We start from the raw sequence: 15,788 nt of genomic DNA, 5'->3' as shown, positions 1-15,788 counted from the left end.
CCCGCACGCCGGCGGGCGCGAAGGTCAGCGGCGTGCGCGAAGGATCCGGCTCGGACCGACGGACGCAGGGGCGTCGACCGCGAACTCCGACGTCCCGAGGTAGCCGTCGATCAGCTCCGCTGCCGACAGATCCTCCACCTCGGTGAAACCGAGAGCGCGCAACCGGGTCTCGAGCGCCGGGGGAGTGAAGAAGCTGAACCACGGCTCACCCGCGGCCGCGAGCCGATCGGCCCGTTCCCGGAACCTCTCCCGACCCTCCGGAGTGGTCGGCGGCGTCAGATAGTCGAACACCACCTCGGTGGGCCGCCCTTGACCGGCGAGGTAGCCCAGGGTCGAGCCGACCGCGTCCTCGGTGAGATAGAAGACGACGCCCAACCAGACGAACACCGCCGGGTCTGTCCGCAGGAAACCGGCCGCGGCCAGGCGGTGACCGAGATCGTCCTTCTCGAAATCGACCGGCACGAGCGAGGCGTTCGACGGCACGACGATCCCGGCCTCGGCGAGCCGGTCGCGCTTCCACTCCTGAGACGCCGGGTGATCGACTTCGAACACGCGAAGGTCCGCATGCGGATTCCGGTAGGCGAAGGTGTCGAGACCGGCTCCCAGCACGACGACCTGCCGGACGCCGTCGGCGTAAGCCGCGGCCACCGTATCTTCGGCGAAGCGCGAACGGGCGGCGAAGAACAGGCGCCGCGGACGGACCTCCCGGTCCGGACCGTCGGGCGGACCCGGTACTGGGTCGGCGAGTTCCTTCGGGTCACAGCCGGTCACCGCGACGGCGAGCGGATCGTCGAGGATCAACGGCCGGTCGGCGATCTGGTGATACGCGCGGGCCCGTGCCGTCACGACGGCGGTGCGGCTCGGACCGCCGCCGCCGAGTCTCGATGACGCATCGTTCATGACGTCGAGGCTACCGGTGAGACCGGCCGTCACCTCTGACCGAAGACGCCGCATGAACTCGACGGCGTGCCGGATTGCGGACAATCCGCCAGGACCGCGAGAATGACCCGATGACCACAACCGTCGCCATCTACCTGCTCATCACCTTCGGGCTGGGCGGTCTTGCGATGGCCATCCGGCTCCCGCCGCTGGTCGGATTCCTCGCCGCGGGGTTCGTCATCAACGCCCTCCACGTCGAACACCTGCCGCAACTGGAGATCGTGGCCGACCTCGGCGTGACACTGCTGCTGTTCGCCATCGGACTCAAACTCAACATCCGGATCCTCTTCCGGCGCGAGGTCTGGCTGTCGACGTCGGTGCACATGGTGCTGAGCGTGGTGGCCGGGTTCGCCTTCCTCTGGGTGACGGCGCTGATCGGCCTCCCGATGCTGACCGGCCAGGACCCCGAGACGATCCTGCTGCTCGCGTTCGCACTCTCGTTCTCGAGCACCGTCTTCGTCGTCAAGGTGCTCGAGGAGCGCGGCGAGACCAACTCGCTGTACGGCCGTGTCGCCATCGGCATCCTCGTCATGCAGGACATCGTCGCCGTGGTCTTCCTGACCGCCACCGGCGGCCATCTGCCGAGCTGGTGGGCCTTCTCGCTCGTCCTGCTCTGGCCGTTGACCCTGGTGATGCGCCGGATCTGGAGCCGACTGGGACACGGCGAGATGCAGGCGCTGTTCGGCATCACCATGGCGCTGGTCGCCGGTTACGCGTGGTTCTCGGTCGTCGGACTCAAGGGCGATCTCGGCGCGCTGATCGTCGGCGTCCTGCTGGCATCGCACCCGGCGTCGTCGGAACTGGCCCGTTCGCTCTTCCACCTCAAGGAACTGCTGCTGGTCGGCTTCTTCGTGTCGATCGGTCTGACCGGGCTGCCCGACCTGCCGACCATCGAGGTGGCGTTCCTGATGCTCCTGCTGCTCCCGCTCAAGGCGGCGCTGTGGATCGGCCTGCTCGCCCTGATGAAGATGCGCTACCGCTCGGCGATCCTGTCCGGTCTGAGCCTGATGAACTACTCGGAGTTCGGGCTGATCGTCGTGTCCGTCGGCGTGACCGCCGGAATGCTCGACAAATCCTGGCTGGTGGAGATCTCGATCGCCGTCGCGTTGAGCTTCGTGGTGTCGGCCCTGGTCAACGGTCGCGGCCACCTCATGGTCGAGAAGATCGCCGCGCGGCTACCCGCCCAGGACGAGCAGAAACTCATCCTCGAAGAGCGTCCGCAGGATGCCGGCGACGCCGAGGTGGTCGTGCTCGGCATGGGGCGCGTCGGCCTCGCCGCCTACCAGCGACTGCACGATCACTACGAGATGCAAGTCATCGGTGTCGACTACGACGGCTCGCGCGTCGAGATCCTGCAGGGGGAGGGGTACCACGTGATCGAGGGCGACGCCACCGACCTCGACTTCTGGAACCGGCTGCGTCACTCGGACTCGGTGCACACCGCCCTGCTCGCCATGCACCGGCACGGCGCCAACGTCACCGCACTGGAGTGCCTGCGCGAATCCGGATTCGGCGGCCAGGTCGCCACCGTCGCCCGATACGACGACGAGGTGCAGTGGGCCAAGGAACACGGCGTCGGCACCGCCTTCAACATCTACGCCGGCGCCGGCCTGGAACTGGCCGACCAGGCGGTGAGTCTGCGGGACCCGGAGGCGGCGCTCCCGGAGGCTACGAAGCCGAAGGACTCGGAGTCGGGGAGCGCCCTGTAGACCGACGGTGAGCGGCGCCCGTCGCGTATCCGGTGGCACAGTGCGGCCGGCCCGTGACTACCAGGTGTAGACCGGATAGGAGACGGCGCTGAGTCGGTGCGCGATGTATCCGACCACGACCAGTACCAGTGCGGAGGCTCCTGCGAAGAGCACGAACTCCCAGCCCGGGATCGTTGCGGCGGTAGCCCCGATCACAGCGGTCGCAGCCGCTGGAGAGTGGGAGACCCGGCACACCGTCATCGCTGCGAGAGCCACTGCGCCGGCGACGGCGCCCCACCACAGCGAATGTCCGATCATTCCGACCAGAACACCGGTCAGGGATGAGACGACCTGGCCGCCGACGACGTTGCGGGGCTGCGCCAAAGGCAGCGCGGGCGCCCCCATGATCAGCGCCATACTCGCAGCCAGGGGCGGGATGAACCACGGCTGATGCAGCCCTTCGGTCAAGGCCACCAGGGCCAGCAGCCCCGTCATGGCCGCGACGAGTGCGACGGCGACGGTGCGCCACGGCGGGCGCGCGGGGGCAGCCGAAGAGAATCGACGCGGTCGCGTCTCGTCGTGACTGAGGACGGATTCGGTGATGGGCATGCGGTCTCCTTGGTTAATGGTTAATGCATTAGCCATGAGGATAGGGTAGAGTCGTAGCCGAGGCAACCGAGGTGTGGAAGACGGATTCAGGAGGCGTTCGGGCATGCGCACGCAATACGTCAGCGAGGGCGTCCTCGTCAGGCCATTCGAGCTTCCGAGTACGAACTTCCTCAGCAGCCGCTACTACGACGGCCGTGCGATCGTCGACCAGCTGGACGCCCCCGCGGCAGCCCATCACTGGATGCGCGTCCTGCATCGGGAGATCGCTTTTCCGGCGGTGCCTTTCTCTCCCTCCGACGAGCAGCTGAGTGGACTCCGGGCGCTCCGTGACACCGTCGAGGACGCGTACCGAGCCACGGTCGCCGACGAGATCCACGGCACCGCCGATGGTCTGCGAGACGCTCTCGCCGGTCTGCGGATCACTCCGGCTCTGACCGCCTCCGACGGCCGCCTTGTCGCAACCTGGTCTCCGCGGCCGCAGGACCCCTTCGAGGAGTTGACCGCCGAGATCCTTCTCAGCGCGGTGCGTGCCGTCGCCAGCCATGACGCAACTCGATTGAACAGATGTCATGCTCCTCGCTGCGTCCTCTACTTCACCAGACGCAACTCGAGGCAGCACTGGTGCAGCGACGTTTGCGGTAACCGAGCCCGAGTGGCGAGAGCCACCCGGGCCGCCGCCACGGAATCCTCCTGACCGCACGGAGAACACCGATGATCTGCTCCGCCGGCACTGTCGGAAAGACGGTGGTCTGGACCGGTGCTCGCACCGTGCGGGAAGCGCTTCCAGTGCACAAGCAGTACCGTTCACCAGGTGAATTCCGAGTCGGGCGTGGTTTTGTGGTGGTTGCCGGTCGGCGCGGGCGGACACGTCGCCGTGCGGACGAGCCGGTGGTGGGAACTCCTTCGGGCGCGGCGGGAGCATCGTCGTCCGGCGCCGCTCTTCCACGCGGCGCTGGAAGTGTCCGCCGCCGGTGACCGGTACGTCATCGAGATGGCGCCGGCGTGGGGAGGCCCGGTCGGCGACCGCGGCGTCGTCGCATGTGGCCCGGTGGGAGCGCGCGTCCTGGGGGTGTCGAGGTTCTTCCGCTACGAGGTGCGCTGCTGGCGGGACGGCGTCATTCCCGACCTCGCCTGGGCGGTCGGCGGTCCCGTCCGGTTCGCGCTCCCGCCCGAAGGGGCGCGGACATTGATCCACCGCACCCCGGAGGTGCCGCTCCTGACCTGGGGACGAGACCCGTTCGACCTCGGTGACATGTGGAACTCCAACTCCTTGGCGGCCTGGCTGCTCCAGACGTCCGGGATCGACGCCTCCGCCGTGAGTCCGCCGAACGGTGGAGCGGCACCGGGCTGGCTCAGTGGAATCGCCGCCGCCGTCGGCTCCTCACTGCGGTGAATGCTCACCAGTCGTCGGAACCGGACGCGAGTCGATGCGTGTCGCCGGTGTTCACGGTCTGGGTGGGGCGGCGCGGGCAGGGGCATCGAAACCATTACTTGACATAATGTATCTTATCGGCACGATCTTTACCTGCGGGGATTCCGGATGAATCTCGGTTCTCCAGCGACTCGTTCTCGGGTTCGCCGGAGTCTTGCGTCGACCTCCGCCGGCAACCCGGTCTGCGATCCGGCGGAGTCGTGTCGACCGGGTCCACACGACTCCGCCGTCTGGCGCAGGTGAACCGGGTTCGCATACGGCTGCGACTCGGTGATCTCCCTGGGAGTCATGCCGGCCGACCCGTCGTACGGCCGGGCCGAATCGATAAAACGTCACAGTGACGTTTTTGGGTGAGTGGCACTTCTCTGGGGTTCAATGCTCGAACCGGTATCCCATGCCCGGTTCGGTCAGCAGGTGGCGGGGTGCGGACGGATCCTCCTCCAGCTTTCGGCGGAGACTGGCCAGGTACACCCGAAGGTAGTTCGTCTGCTGGACGTACCCCGGGCCCCACACGGTGGTCAGCACTTCGCGCTGCGTCACCAATCGTCCTTCGTTGCGGACCAGCAGTTCCAGGATCTCCCACTCGGTGGGCGTCAGCCGCACCTGTTCGCCGCCGCGCGTCACGCGTTTGCCCGCCAGATCGATGGTGACCGGTCCGGCCTCGACCACGGGGGTCTCGACGGCCGCCGGGACGGAGCCGCGTCGGATCGCGGCCCGCAGCCGCGCGACGAACTCCTCCATGCCGAACGGCTTGGTCACGTAGTCGTCGGCGCCGGCGTCCAGGGCCAGGACCTTGTCCGACGAGTCGGTGCGCGCCGACAGCACGATCACCGGCACCGACGTCCACCCGCGCAACCCGGCCAGGACTTCGAGCCCGTCCATGTCGGGCAGACCGAGGTCCAGCACCACCACGTCCGGTCTGCTGCGGGCCGCGGCCTTGAGCGCGTCGGCACCGCTGTCGACGGCGACCACCTCGAAACCACGCGCCCGCAGGTTGATCCGCAGGGCGCGCAACAGTTGCGGCTCGTCGTCCACGACCAGCACGCGTCCCCTGTCCAGACTCTGCTCGGCCATCATCTACCACCCCGATCGGTGTCGATCTCCACCGGCAGTTCGACGGTCATCGTCGTGCCTCCGCCCGGAGTCTCGTGGGCCTCCAGGGTCCCGCCGAGCGCGGACACCAGCCCGGAGGCCACCGCCAGTCCGAGGCCGACGCCGGAGCCGCCGCGGTTCTGGTCGCCGTACTGGTGGAAGGGCAGGAACACCCGGCTTCGTTCCTCCTCCGGGATACCCGGTCCGTGATCGATCACCCGGATCTCGCAGCGCCCTCGACCGTCGGAGCGCACGGAGTTCGCGGTCACGACGTCGACGGAGCCGCCGCCGTGCCTGCGCGCGTTGTCGACCAGATTGGCGAGCGCCCGTTCGAGCAGTCCGGCGTCGGTGCACGCCCAGGACGCGCCGAAACGCACCGTCCCGAGCGGCTCCTCCCCCGCTGCCGCGAGCACCCGATGCACCACCTCCGGCAGATAGGTCTTGCGCAGCACCGGCCGGACGATCCCGGCCGCCAGCCGCGACGAGTCGAGCAGGTTCCCGACCAGCGCGGTCAGCAGGTCGACCGATTCCTCGATGGTGGCGAGCAGTTCCGCGGTGTCCTCCTCGTCGAAGGTGAGGTCGTCGCTCCGCAGGCTGCTCACCGCCGCTTTGGCCGCGGCCAGCGGGGTCCGCAGGTCGTGGCTGACGGCGGCCAGCAGTGCCCGCCGCAGTTCGTCGGTGCGGGCCAACTCGTCCGCCTGCGCGGCCTCCTCGACGAGCCGGGCGCGTTCGGCGGCCGCGGCGATCTGGTTGCTGACCGCGGTGAGCACCCGCCGGTCGCGGGCGGGGACGTCCGGCCCGTGCAGCAGCAACGCGTAGGTGCCGCCCGACGACTCGCACGACGTGGTCGCACCGGCGGACGAGTCGAACACCACCTCCGGGTCGCCGGCCCGAGCCAGCGGCGCATCGTCGCCCACCCGCACCACCGCGACCGCATCCTGCTGGTACACCTCGTTGACGCGGGCGAGGAGATCGGGGACTCCCGCGCCGTCGAGCACCGCGCGGGAGAAGGTCGACAGCAGTTCGGCGTCGCGCCCGGCGAGCGTGGCCTCCCGCTTGCGGACGGCGGCCGAGTCGACCAGTCCGGCCACCGCGACCGCGATGATCAGCATGACGACGATCGTGATGATGTTGTCGGGTTCGGTGACGGCCAGCGTGAACCGCGGGTGGGCGAACAGGAAGTTGAGCAGCAGCCCCGAGGAGATCGCCGAGAGTACGGCGGGCCCGATGCCGCCGAGGAGTGCGACGGCCAGGATCCCGATCAGGAACACCGCCGACTCGCTGGAGAGGCCGGGGTGCCGGTCGATCGGGATCAGGATCAAGGCCACCGCCGGCGGGATCACCACCGCGAGGAGCCAGCTGAGCGGCCGGTGCAGCCGGGTCCGGCGGATGTCGAGGCGGTTGCGTGGGGACTCCTCCTCGTGGGTCACCATGTGCACGTCGATGCGGCCGCTGTTCCGGATCACCGCCGCGCCGACGCCCTCGTCGAGCAGGCGTTGCCAGCGTGTCCGGCGCGAGGTCCCCACCACCAGTTGAGTCGCGTTGACGGCCCGGGCGTATTCCAGCAGGGTCGACGGCACGTCGTCTCCGACGACGGTGCTCACCGTGGCCCGGCAGCTCTTCGCCGCCTCCCGGACGGCTTCGAGATCGGCTGCGGTGTCGGCGATGCCGTCGCCGCGGGCCACCTGGACCACCAGCAGTTCGGCACTCGACCGCGAGGCGATCCGGCGGGCGCGGCGGATGAGCGCCGTCGATTCGGGGCCGCCGGTCACCGCGACGACCACGCGTTCGCGTGCCTCCCAGGTCTCGGTGATGGCGTTCGCGGTGCGGTAGTCGGCGAGTTTCTCGTCCACGCGGTCCGCCAGCCACAGGAGCGCCAGCTCGCGGAGCGCGGTCAGGTTGCCCTGCCGGAAGAAGTTCGCGAGCGCGTCCTCCGCCCGTTCGGGGCCGTAGACCTTGCCTTCGGCGAGACGACGGCGCAGGGCGCTCGGTTCGATGTCGATGAGCTCGATGCGGTCGGCCCGGCGGACCACGTCGTCGGGAACGGTCTCCCGCTGCGGGACGCCGGTGATCTGGGCGACGACGTCGTTCAGGCTCTCCAGGTGCTGGATGTTGACCGTCGACAGGACGTCGATGCCGGCCGTTCGGAGATCGTCGATGTCCTGCCATCGTTTCGTGTTCCGGAGTCCGGGGGCGTTGCTGTGCGCGAGTTCGTCGACCAGGACCACCTGCGGTCTCCGTTCGAGGATCGCGTCCAGGTCCATCTCGTCGAGGTCGGCGCCGCGGTAGCGGATCGTCCGCCGCGGAACGGTCTCCAGTCCTTCGGTCATCGCGGCGGTCGCCGCGCGGCCGTGTGATTCGACCACCCCGATCACCACGTCGACGCCGTCCGCCCGCAGGTTCTGGGCTCGGTCGAGCATCGCGAAGGTCTTGCCGGAGCCCGGGGCGCAGCCGAGGAAGACCTCGAACTGGCCTTTCGCCGCAGGCTTGTCGGACATCTGCCGATCCTATCGGCCCGGTGTCGTCGTGGATCCTCGCCGGCAGCCGGGCACCCGGTGTCCCAGGGCCAGGTTGACGGCGAGGACGTCCACGCGGGGAGCGCCGAGGACCCCGAACCGGCGGCCGCTGGTGTGGGCGGCGATGATCTCCCGCACCCGTGATTCGGACAGGCCGTTGGTCCGGGCCAGCCGGGGAGCCTGCAGCGCGGCGTAGCGCGGTGAGATGTGCGGGTCCAGTCCGGACGCCGATCCGGTGATCGCGTCGGCGGGCACGGCCGCGGGGTCGACGCCCTCCCGGGCGGCGACGGCGGCGCGGCGGGCGGTCACGACGTCCCGCAGCAGGGTGCTGTTCGGGCCCAGGTCGCTCGCCGCAGAGACCGACGGATCCCCCGGGGCGAGGGGATCGTCCAGTCCCCCGGTGACGCGTCCGTGCAGGTACGGATCGGGGGCGCCCGCCGGGGGTCGCACGTCGACGCCGATCGCCGACGATCCGGCCGCGCAGCCGTTCACGTCGTGGATGACGGACCCCTCCGCGGACGTCGTCGTAACCCTCGACAGTCCCCAGACGACGGCGGGGTACACGACCCCGAGCACGACCGTCGCGGCGGCCAGCACCACCAGTCCGGTGACGCATTGGCGCCACATCCCGGACGACAGTCTCCTCATCGCGAGTTCACCCCATTCCCGGGAGAAGACGGACCACGAGGTCGATCAGCGCGATGCCCGCGAACGGGGTGAGCACGCCGCCGAGCCCGAAGACCAGCAGATTGCGGCCGAGCAGCCGGGTGGCCGAGCCCGCGCGGTACCGCACGCCGCGCAGGGACAGCGGGATCAGCGCCACGATGATCAGGGCGTTGAAGATCACCGCCGAGACGATCGCGGACTGGGCCGAATGCAGCCGCATCACGTTGAGCGCATCCAGTTGCGGGTGCACCACCGCGAACATCGCCGGCAGGATCGCGAAGTATTTCGCGAGGTCGTTGGCCAGGGAGAACGTGGTGAGTGCGCCGCGGGTGATGAGCAGCTGTTTGCCGATCGCGACGATCTCGATCAGTTTGGTGGGATCGGAGTCCAGGTCGACCATGTTCCCGGCCTCCTTGGCCGCGGAGGTCCCCGAGTTCATGGCGACGCCGACGTCGGCCTGGGCGAGTGCGGGTGCGTCGTTGGTGCCGTCGCCGGTCATCGCCACGAGGCGGCCGCGGGACTGTTCGGCGCGGATCAGTGCGAGTTTGTCCTCGGGGGTCGCCTGGGCGACGTAGTCGTCGACGCCGGCGCTGTCGGCGATCGCGCGGGCGGTGAGCGGGTTGTCGCCGGTGATCATCACCGTGCGGATGCCCATCGTCCGCAGTTGGGCGAATCGTTCCCGCATGCCGGGTTTCACCACGTCGGACAGTTCGATCACGCCGAGGATGCGGGGGCTGCCGTCGGTGGTCGCGGTGCCGACGACGAGCGGGGTGCCGCCGGCCGCCGAGATGTCGGTGACGGTGTCGGTCACCTCGTCGGGGTCTCCCCCGTTTCCCGACACCCAGGCGCGTACCGCGTCGGCGGCGCCCTTGCGCAGCCGGATGCCGTCGTGGTCCAGGCCGCTCATCCGGGTGGTCGCGGTGAACGGGACGATGTCGAACCGCGGATCGGCACCGGAGCGGGCGGCGGCCAGTTCGTCGTCCGGGAGCGGGATCACCTCGTGTTCACCGGTGCACAGGTCGACGATGCTGCGTCCCTCGGGGGTGTCGTCGGCGATGCTGCAGCGGTAGGCCGCGTCGGCCAGTGCGGTCATCGGAACCCCGGGCGCCGGGTGCAGGGCCGTGGCCCGGCGGTTGCCGAAGGTGATGGTGCCGGTCTTGTCCATCAGCAGGGTGTCGACGTCGCCGGCGGCCTCCACCGCGCGGCCGCTCATGGCGAGGACGTTGCGCTGCACGAGACGGTCCATGCCGGCGATGCCGATCGCGGAGAGCAGTGCGCCGATGGTGGTCGGGATCAGGCACACCAGCAGGGCGATCAGTTTCAGCGGGTCGGCCGCGGCACCGGAGTACTCCTGCATCGCGCCGGCGGCGACGACGGCGAGGACGAAGATCAGGGTGAGCGCGGTCAGCAGGATCTGCAGGGCGATCTCGTTCGGTGTCTTCGTGCGCACGGAGCCTTCGACGAGCGCGATCATCCGGTCGACGAAGGTCTGGCCGGGTTCGGTGGTGATCTGGACGACGATCCGGTCCGAGAGCACCACGGTGCCGCCGGTGACGGCGCTCCGGTCGCCGCCGGACTCGCGCACGACGGGCGCCGACTCCCCGGTCACCGCGGACTCGTCGACGGTCGCGATGCCGTCGATCACGTCGCCGTCGCCGGCGATCACCTCGCCGGCCTCCACCACGATCCGGTCGCCGGGCCGCAGCTCGGAGCCGGGGATCTCCTCGACGGTGTCGTCGTCGTTCAGGCGTCGTGCGACGGTGTCCTTCTTGACCTGTCGCAGGCTGTCGGCCTGGGCGCGGCCGCGGCCTTCGGCGACGGCTTCGGCGAGTCCGGCGAAGAGGACCGTGAACCACAGCCAGGCGACGACCAGCCACGCGAACACCGACGGGTGCCAGGCGGCGAGCACGGTCGAGACGAGTGCGCCGAGGTAGACCACGAGCATGACGGGGTTCCGGGCCTGTTCTCGCGGTGTCAGTTTGCGCAGCGACTGCGGTAGCGCGGACACCATCTGGCGCATGTCGAAGGCGCCCTCGCCCACCAGTGGATCGTTCACAGGAGTGCCTCCGTGATCGGTCCCAGCACGAGTGCGGGGAAGAAGGTCAGCCCTGAGACCAGGAGTGTGGTCCCGAGCAGGAGCGTGGCGAACAGGGGGCCGTGGCTCGGCAGGGTTCCGGTGTCGACGGCGGCCGGTGCCGTCAGCGTCCCGGTGCCCGCGACGGGACCGTCCAGGTCCTCGCCGCCGGTGTCCGGGGAGACTTCGGCGTCGTCGTCGACCCGGGGGGTCTGCCGGGCGAACAGGCCGGCGAGTGCGAGGACCAGGATGATCGGCAGCAGCCGGCCGAGGAACATGGCCAGTCCCAGGGAGATCTGGAACCAGTCGCCGGTCACGGCCAGGCCGCCGAACGCGCTGCCGTTGTTGTTGGCCGCCGATGCGTACGCGTACAGGACTTCGGTGAAGCCGTGGATCGACTCCGGTGTCCCCGCCGGTCCCGGATCGACCATGGAGGCGGTGGTCGAGGGCAGAACGAGTGCGATCGAGGTGCCGGTGAGGACCAGCGTCGGCATCACCAGCACGGAGAGCATCGCCGTCGTGATCTCGCGGCGTCCCACCTTCTTTCCGAGGAGTTCGGGGGCGCGTCCGACCAGCAGGCCGCCGAGGAACACGGTGAGGACGGCGAGCACGAGCATCCCGTACAGGCCCGAGCCGACTCCGCCGGGTGCCACTTCGCCGAGGAGGATGTTCCACAGCACGACGCCGCCGGCTCCGGCGGACAGGCTGTCGTGTGCCGCGTTCACCGCGCCGGTGGAGGTGCCCGTCGTGCTCGCCGCGAACAGTGCCGTGCCGGGGATCCCGAAGCGGACTTCGGTGCCTTCGAGGCCGGCTCCGGCCGCCGCGGCGGCGAGGCCGTCGGGGCGGGTCTGGAAGAACCAGGCGAGGGTCAGCATGGTCGCCCAGATCGTCGCCATCACCGAGAGCAGTGTCAGTCCTTGGCGGCGGTCGCCGACGAGGGTGCCGTAGGTGCGGGTCAGGCACACCGGGATCACCAGCATCGCGAAGATCTCGACGAGGTTCGACAGCGGAGTCGGGTTGGAGAACGGGTGCGCCGAGTTCGCCGCGAACGTGCCGCCGCCGTTGGTGCCCAGCATCTTGACGGCCTCCTGGCTCGCGAACGGGCCGAGCGGGCTGGTCACGTCGCGGCCGTCGAGGAGCCGGTAGCCGACTCCCGTGTGCCAGGACTGGACGGCGCCCTGGGAGAGGAGGACGACGGCCACGAGCAGGGCGACGGGGAGCAGGATCCGGACGGTGCCGCGTACCAGGTCGACCCAGAAGTTGCCGATCGTGCCCGATCCGTTCCGGGCGGTCAGTCCGCGGATCAGGGCGATCGCCACCGCCAGGCCGACCGCCGCCGACAGGAAGTTCTGCACCGTCAGGCCGAGCATCTGCGTCAGGTTGCTCATCACCGTTTCGGGCGAGTACGACTGCCAGTTCGTGTTGGTGACGAACGAGACCGCCGTGTTGAACGCCGTCGTCGGCGAGACCCCCGGTTTGCCGTCGCTCCACGGCAGCAGCCCCTGGAGTCGCTGCCACGTGTAGAGCACCAGGACGGAGACCGTCGAGAAGGCGACCACGGCCACCGCATACGAGCGCCACGTCTGTGCGGAGTCCCGGTCGATGCGGGCGATCCGGTAGACGGCGCGTTCGACGGCCAGGTGCCGTGACGAGCGGTAGACACCGGCCATGTGGTCGCCGAACGGGATGTACACGGCGGCGAGCAGGACGAGCAGGACGCCGAGTTGACCGATCCCGGCCCAGGTCTCGCTCATGTTCAGAACCGGTCCGGGTCGAGGAGGACGACGAGCAGACAGCCGACGATCACGGCCGCGATCAGCAGCAGCACGACCGTCGTCGTCCCCGCCGCGGTCACCGTTCGGCCTGGTCGTCGAGCCCGCGGATCGCGAGCAGACACGTTCCGGTCATCGCCGCGAGGACGGCGATCATCACCAGGTCGGTCATGCGGGTGGAACCTCCGATCACCGGTGCGCTCTGCGCCGGTGAGCACTCACACTGGTCCGGGACGGGTGTGCGCGCCAGGGGCTTTAACGCGATCCATACGCCGGACGGGAGAGAATTGACGGGTCGTGACCGACGGGGCCGTCGTCGCACTCCGATCCGGGCGGCGGGGCTCGGGCATCTCGCGGCGTCGTCCCGTGAGCGAGCACACCGGGTGACCGGACCGGTGTCACGCATAGACTGGCGGCGGGTCCGCATCTCAGGAATCTCCGTCGTCGAGCGACGACGTCCATCGAGCGAAGGCACAGATGAGCACCGAACAGAAGACCCGCACCATCGTGATCACCGGAGCCAGCGACGGCATCGGCGCGGTCGCCGCCCGGGAACTCGCCGGCCCCGACGTCGATCTCGTCGTCACCGGCAGATCCGCCGACAAGCTCGCCCGGGTCGTCGACGAGACCGGTGCCACCGGATTCACCGCGGACTTCACGCGGTTCGCGGACGTTCGGGCGCTCGCCGCCGAGATCGCCGAGCACACCGGCCGCATCGACGTCCTCATCAACAACGCCGGCGGCACGTTCGATCCGCGCCGGCTGACGCCCGACGGTCACGAGCCCAACGTCCAGACGAATCATCTCTCGCCGTTCCTGCTGACGAATCTGCTGCACGACCGGCTCGCCGCCGCGGTCGACGGCGCGCTCGTGCTCAACACCTCGAGCGTGGCGAACCGCTGGGGCAGAATCGATCTCGACGACCTCGAGCGTCGCGGCCGGCGTCCGTCGGCGCAGCTCTCGTACGGGAACTCCAAACTCATGAACATCTTGTTCACCAAGGGCATCGCGCAGCGCTGGTCCGGCGACGGCATCGTCTCCGCGGCGGTGCATCCCGGTGTCGTCGCCACCAGTTTCGGGCGTGACACGTTCTTCATCCGTCTCGGCTACCAGACCCCGGTGAAGCATCTCATCGCGATCACCCCGGAGAAGGGCGCCCGCCCGCTGATCGACCTCGCCCGCCGCGGTGCCGACTCCGCGATCGACGGCGTGTACTTCCACCGGGGCCGCGCGAACGGGCCTCGGTCCCGGCAGGCGGACGACCGGGCGCTCGTCGACGGGCTGTGGGCCGCTTCGGCCGAGCTGGTCGGTCTCCCCTCCCCCGCCTGACGTCGTCGCGGACGTCGCCGTCGGCTCGTGACCGGCGGCGACCTGTGGTTATGACGGACGCGTTACGGCGTAACGGGCGTAACGGTCACTCTGGACACGTGTCGTTCATCTGGCGAGACGGCGGCGAAACTCCTTCGGGATAGCTTTGCTCCCGTGTACAACGTCGTACGCGCGAAAGTCATCTCGACCGGCGCGCCGATTCCGAATCTGTGGGGAATCACGTTGTGCGCCGGCATGATTGAAAGAAGCGTTCGTCAGATGAATCAAGTCAACCGAACCGGACGACTCCGGAAGGGCATGCTGTTCCCGGCGGTCCTGACCGCCACCGCCCTCGCTCTCTCCGCGTGCGGAAGCTCCGTCGGCGACGGGGGAGGCGAGAACGCCGCGTCGTGCGTGGACACCTCCGGGCCCGCGGTCAAGGTCGGCTCGCTGAACTCGCTCTCGGGCACCATGGCGATCTCCGAGGTGACCGTCCGCAACGCGATCGCGCTGGCCGTCGAGGAGATCAACGCCGTCGGCGGCGTCCTGGACAAGAAGATCGAGATCGTCGGCGAGGACGGAGCCTCCGAGCCGACGGTGTTCGCCGAGAAGGCCGAGAAGCTGATCAGCAGCGACTGCGTCGCCGCGGTGTTCGGCGGCTGGACGTCGTCGAGCCGCAAGGCGATGCTGCCGGTGTTCGAGGACAAGAACTCGCTGCTCTACTACCCCGTCCAGTACGAGGGCCTGGAGGATTCGAAGAACATCTTCTACACGGGTGCGACGACCAACCAGCAGATCGTGCCCGCGCTCGACTATCTCAAGGAGAAGGGCGTCAAGTCGCTCTACCTGGTCGGCAGCGACTACGTCTTCCCGCAGACCGCCAACCGCATCATCAAGGCGTACGCCGCGGCCAACGGCATCGAGATCAAGGGCGAGGACTACACCCCGCTGGGTTCGACCGACTTCTCGACCATCGTCAACAAGGTGCGCACCGCCGACGCGGACGCCGTGTTCAACACGCTCAACGGCGATTCGAACGTCGCGTTCTTCCGCGAGTACAAGAACGTCGGCCTCACCGCCAAGGACATGCCGGTGGTCTCGGTGTCGATCGCCGAGGAGGAGGTCGGCGGCATCGGTGTCCAGAACATCGAAGGTCAGTTGACCGCCTGGGACTACTACCAGACCATCGACACCCCGGTGAACAAGAAGTTCGTGGACGCCTACAAGGCCAAGTTCGGCAAGGACAAGGTCACCTCGGATCCGATGGAGGCGGCCTACACGTCGGTCTACCTGTGGAAGAACACCGTGGAGAAGGCGAAGTCGTTCGCGGTGCCGGACGTGCAGAAGGCCGCGGGCGGGGTGAGCTTCGAGGCCCCCGAGGGTCTGGTCACCATCGACGGCGAGAACAACCACGTCACCAAGACCGCCCGGATCGGCGAGATCCGGAACGACGGCCTGATCCACACCGTGTGGGATTCGGGCAAGCCGATCACCCCGGACCCCTACCTGAAGGGTTACGACTGGGCCGAGGACCTCAGCAAGTAGTCCTGGCGATCTCGTACGACGGTCCGCCCGCCGCCGTCCCCCGCGGACACGCGGCGGCGGGCGGACCTGCGGAACTCTTCCGGGGCCGCGACCGGTGAGGTCGGCCCCGCCCTTTCGACCCGGGGGATGCGCATTCGGCGCCACGGG

13 protein-coding genes are annotated in these 15,788 nt (G+C 69.1%); 5 read left to right on the top strand and 8 right to left on the bottom strand.

Annotated features, from left to right (window positions below; genetic code table 11):
* Positions 1-24: 24 nt before the first annotated feature.
* On the bottom strand, positions 25-900 hold the full coding sequence (locus QM809_RS14100; RefSeq protein WP_415046369.1) for a class I SAM-dependent methyltransferase: 876 nt from the start codon (positions 898-900) through the stop codon (positions 25-27).
* Between the two features lie 110 nt (positions 901-1,010).
* On the opposite strand from QM809_RS14100, the gene QM809_RS14095 reads away from it, so the two are divergent.
* Entirely contained in the window at positions 1,011-2,648 is a 1,638-nt protein-coding gene (locus QM809_RS14095) for a cation:proton antiporter (RefSeq protein ID WP_415046368.1), read from the top strand.
* 57 nt (positions 2,649-2,705) lie between these two features.
* On the opposite strand, the gene QM809_RS14090 is transcribed toward QM809_RS14095, so the two are convergent.
* Entirely contained in the window at positions 2,706-3,236 is a 531-nt protein-coding gene (locus QM809_RS14090) for an HPP family protein (RefSeq protein WP_415046367.1), read from the bottom strand.
* Between the two features lie 103 nt (positions 3,237-3,339).
* On the opposite strand from QM809_RS14090, the gene QM809_RS14085 reads away from it, so the two are divergent.
* Both QM809_RS14085 and QM809_RS14080 read left to right on the top strand, forming a co-directional pair.
* The gene (locus QM809_RS14085; RefSeq protein WP_415046366.1) at positions 3,340-3,930 is read left to right on the top strand and encodes a CGNR zinc finger domain-containing protein; all 591 of its coding nucleotides are present in this window, start codon (positions 3,340-3,342) and stop codon (positions 3,928-3,930) included.
* Positions 3,931-4,047: 117 nt separating this feature from the next.
* Positions 4,048-4,629, top strand: coding sequence for a hypothetical protein (locus QM809_RS14080; protein WP_415046365.1), 582 nt, complete (start codon positions 4,048-4,050; stop codon positions 4,627-4,629).
* 411 nt (positions 4,630-5,040) lie between these two features.
* Here QM809_RS14080 and QM809_RS14075 read toward each other — a convergent pair whose 3' ends face one another.
* From QM809_RS14075 to QM809_RS14050, 6 genes are read right to left on the bottom strand one after another with little or no spacing between them, the layout of a single operon-like run.
* Positions 5,041-5,742: a response regulator gene (locus QM809_RS14075; protein WP_415046364.1), complete on the bottom strand. Its 702-nt coding sequence runs from the start codon at positions 5,740-5,742 to the stop codon at positions 5,041-5,043.
* Positions 5,742-8,258, bottom strand: coding sequence for an ATP-binding protein (locus tag QM809_RS14070; protein ID WP_415046363.1), 2,517 nt, complete (start codon positions 8,256-8,258; stop codon positions 5,742-5,744). Before QM809_RS14070 ends, QM809_RS14075 begins: the two co-directional genes overlap by 1 nt.
* Before the next feature lie 9 nt (positions 8,259-8,267).
* Positions 8,268-8,924 carry a potassium-transporting ATPase subunit C gene (locus QM809_RS14065; RefSeq protein WP_415046362.1) on the bottom strand — a complete coding sequence of 219 codons (657 nt, stop codon included), beginning with the start codon at positions 8,922-8,924 and terminating at the stop codon, positions 8,268-8,270.
* A gap of 7 nt (positions 8,925-8,931) precedes the next feature.
* Positions 8,932-10,962: a potassium-transporting ATPase subunit KdpB gene (gene kdpB, locus QM809_RS14060; RefSeq protein WP_415047099.1), complete on the bottom strand. Its 2,031-nt coding sequence runs from the start codon at positions 10,960-10,962 to the stop codon at positions 8,932-8,934.
* Positions 10,963-10,994: 32 nt separating this feature from the next.
* On the bottom strand, positions 10,995-12,770 hold the full coding sequence (gene kdpA, locus QM809_RS14055; protein WP_415046361.1) for a potassium-transporting ATPase subunit KdpA: 1,776 nt from the start codon (positions 12,768-12,770) through the stop codon (positions 10,995-10,997).
* Positions 12,771-12,772: 2 nt separating this feature from the next.
* The gene (locus QM809_RS14050) at positions 12,773-12,871 is read right to left on the bottom strand and encodes a potassium-transporting ATPase subunit F (RefSeq protein ID WP_415046360.1); all 99 of its coding nucleotides are present in this window, start codon (positions 12,869-12,871) and stop codon (positions 12,773-12,775) included.
* A 394-nt stretch (positions 12,872-13,265) separates the two neighbouring features.
* Between QM809_RS14050 and QM809_RS14045 the strand changes: the two genes are divergently transcribed.
* Positions 13,266-14,117: an SDR family NAD(P)-dependent oxidoreductase gene (locus tag QM809_RS14045; RefSeq protein WP_415046359.1), complete on the top strand. Its 852-nt coding sequence runs from the start codon at positions 13,266-13,268 to the stop codon at positions 14,115-14,117.
* Positions 14,118-14,414: 297 nt separating this feature from the next.
* Entirely contained in the window at positions 14,415-15,641 is a 1,227-nt protein-coding gene (gene urtA / locus QM809_RS14040) for an urea ABC transporter substrate-binding protein (protein ID WP_415047098.1), read from the top strand.
* Positions 15,642-15,788 lie beyond the last annotated feature (147 nt).

Source organism: Gordonia sp. (in: high G+C Gram-positive bacteria) (genome assembly GCF_047600385.1).
Taxonomy (GTDB): Bacteria; Actinomycetota; Actinomycetes; order Mycobacteriales; family Mycobacteriaceae; genus Gordonia.
This window is presented reverse-complemented; position numbering and strand designations above follow the sequence as displayed.

Bases quoted from the DNA above. Each gene is read 5' to 3' on its own strand.
- kdpB (WP_415047099.1), bottom strand. From the start codon at position 10,962: ATGCGCCAGATGGTGTCCGCGCTACCGCAGTCGCTGCGCAAACTGACA.
- urtA (WP_415047098.1), top strand. From the start codon at position 14,415: ATGCTGTTCCCGGCGGTCCTGACCGCCACCGCCCTCGCTCTCTCCGCG.
- QM809_RS14095 (WP_415046368.1), top strand. From the start codon at position 1,011: ATGACCACAACCGTCGCCATCTACCTGCTCATCACCTTCGGGCTGGGC.
- QM809_RS14085 (WP_415046366.1), top strand. From the start codon at position 3,340: ATGCGCACGCAATACGTCAGCGAGGGCGTCCTCGTCAGGCCATTCGAG.
- QM809_RS14070 (WP_415046363.1), bottom strand. From the start codon at position 8,258: ATGTCCGACAAGCCTGCGGCGAAAGGCCAGTTCGAGGTCTTCCTCGGC.
- QM809_RS14045 (WP_415046359.1), top strand. From the start codon at position 13,266: ATGAGCACCGAACAGAAGACCCGCACCATCGTGATCACCGGAGCCAGC.
- kdpA (WP_415046361.1), bottom strand. From the start codon at position 12,770: ATGAGCGAGACCTGGGCCGGGATCGGTCAACTCGGCGTCCTGCTCGTC.
- QM809_RS14065 (WP_415046362.1), bottom strand. From the start codon at position 8,924: ATGAGGAGACTGTCGTCCGGGATGTGGCGCCAATGCGTCACCGGACTG.
- QM809_RS14100 (WP_415046369.1), bottom strand. From the start codon at position 900: ATGAACGATGCGTCATCGAGACTCGGCGGCGGCGGTCCGAGCCGCACC.
- QM809_RS14090 (WP_415046367.1), bottom strand. From the start codon at position 3,236: ATGCCCATCACCGAATCCGTCCTCAGTCACGACGAGACGCGACCGCGT.
- QM809_RS14075 (WP_415046364.1), bottom strand. From the start codon at position 5,742: ATGGCCGAGCAGAGTCTGGACAGGGGACGCGTGCTGGTCGTGGACGAC.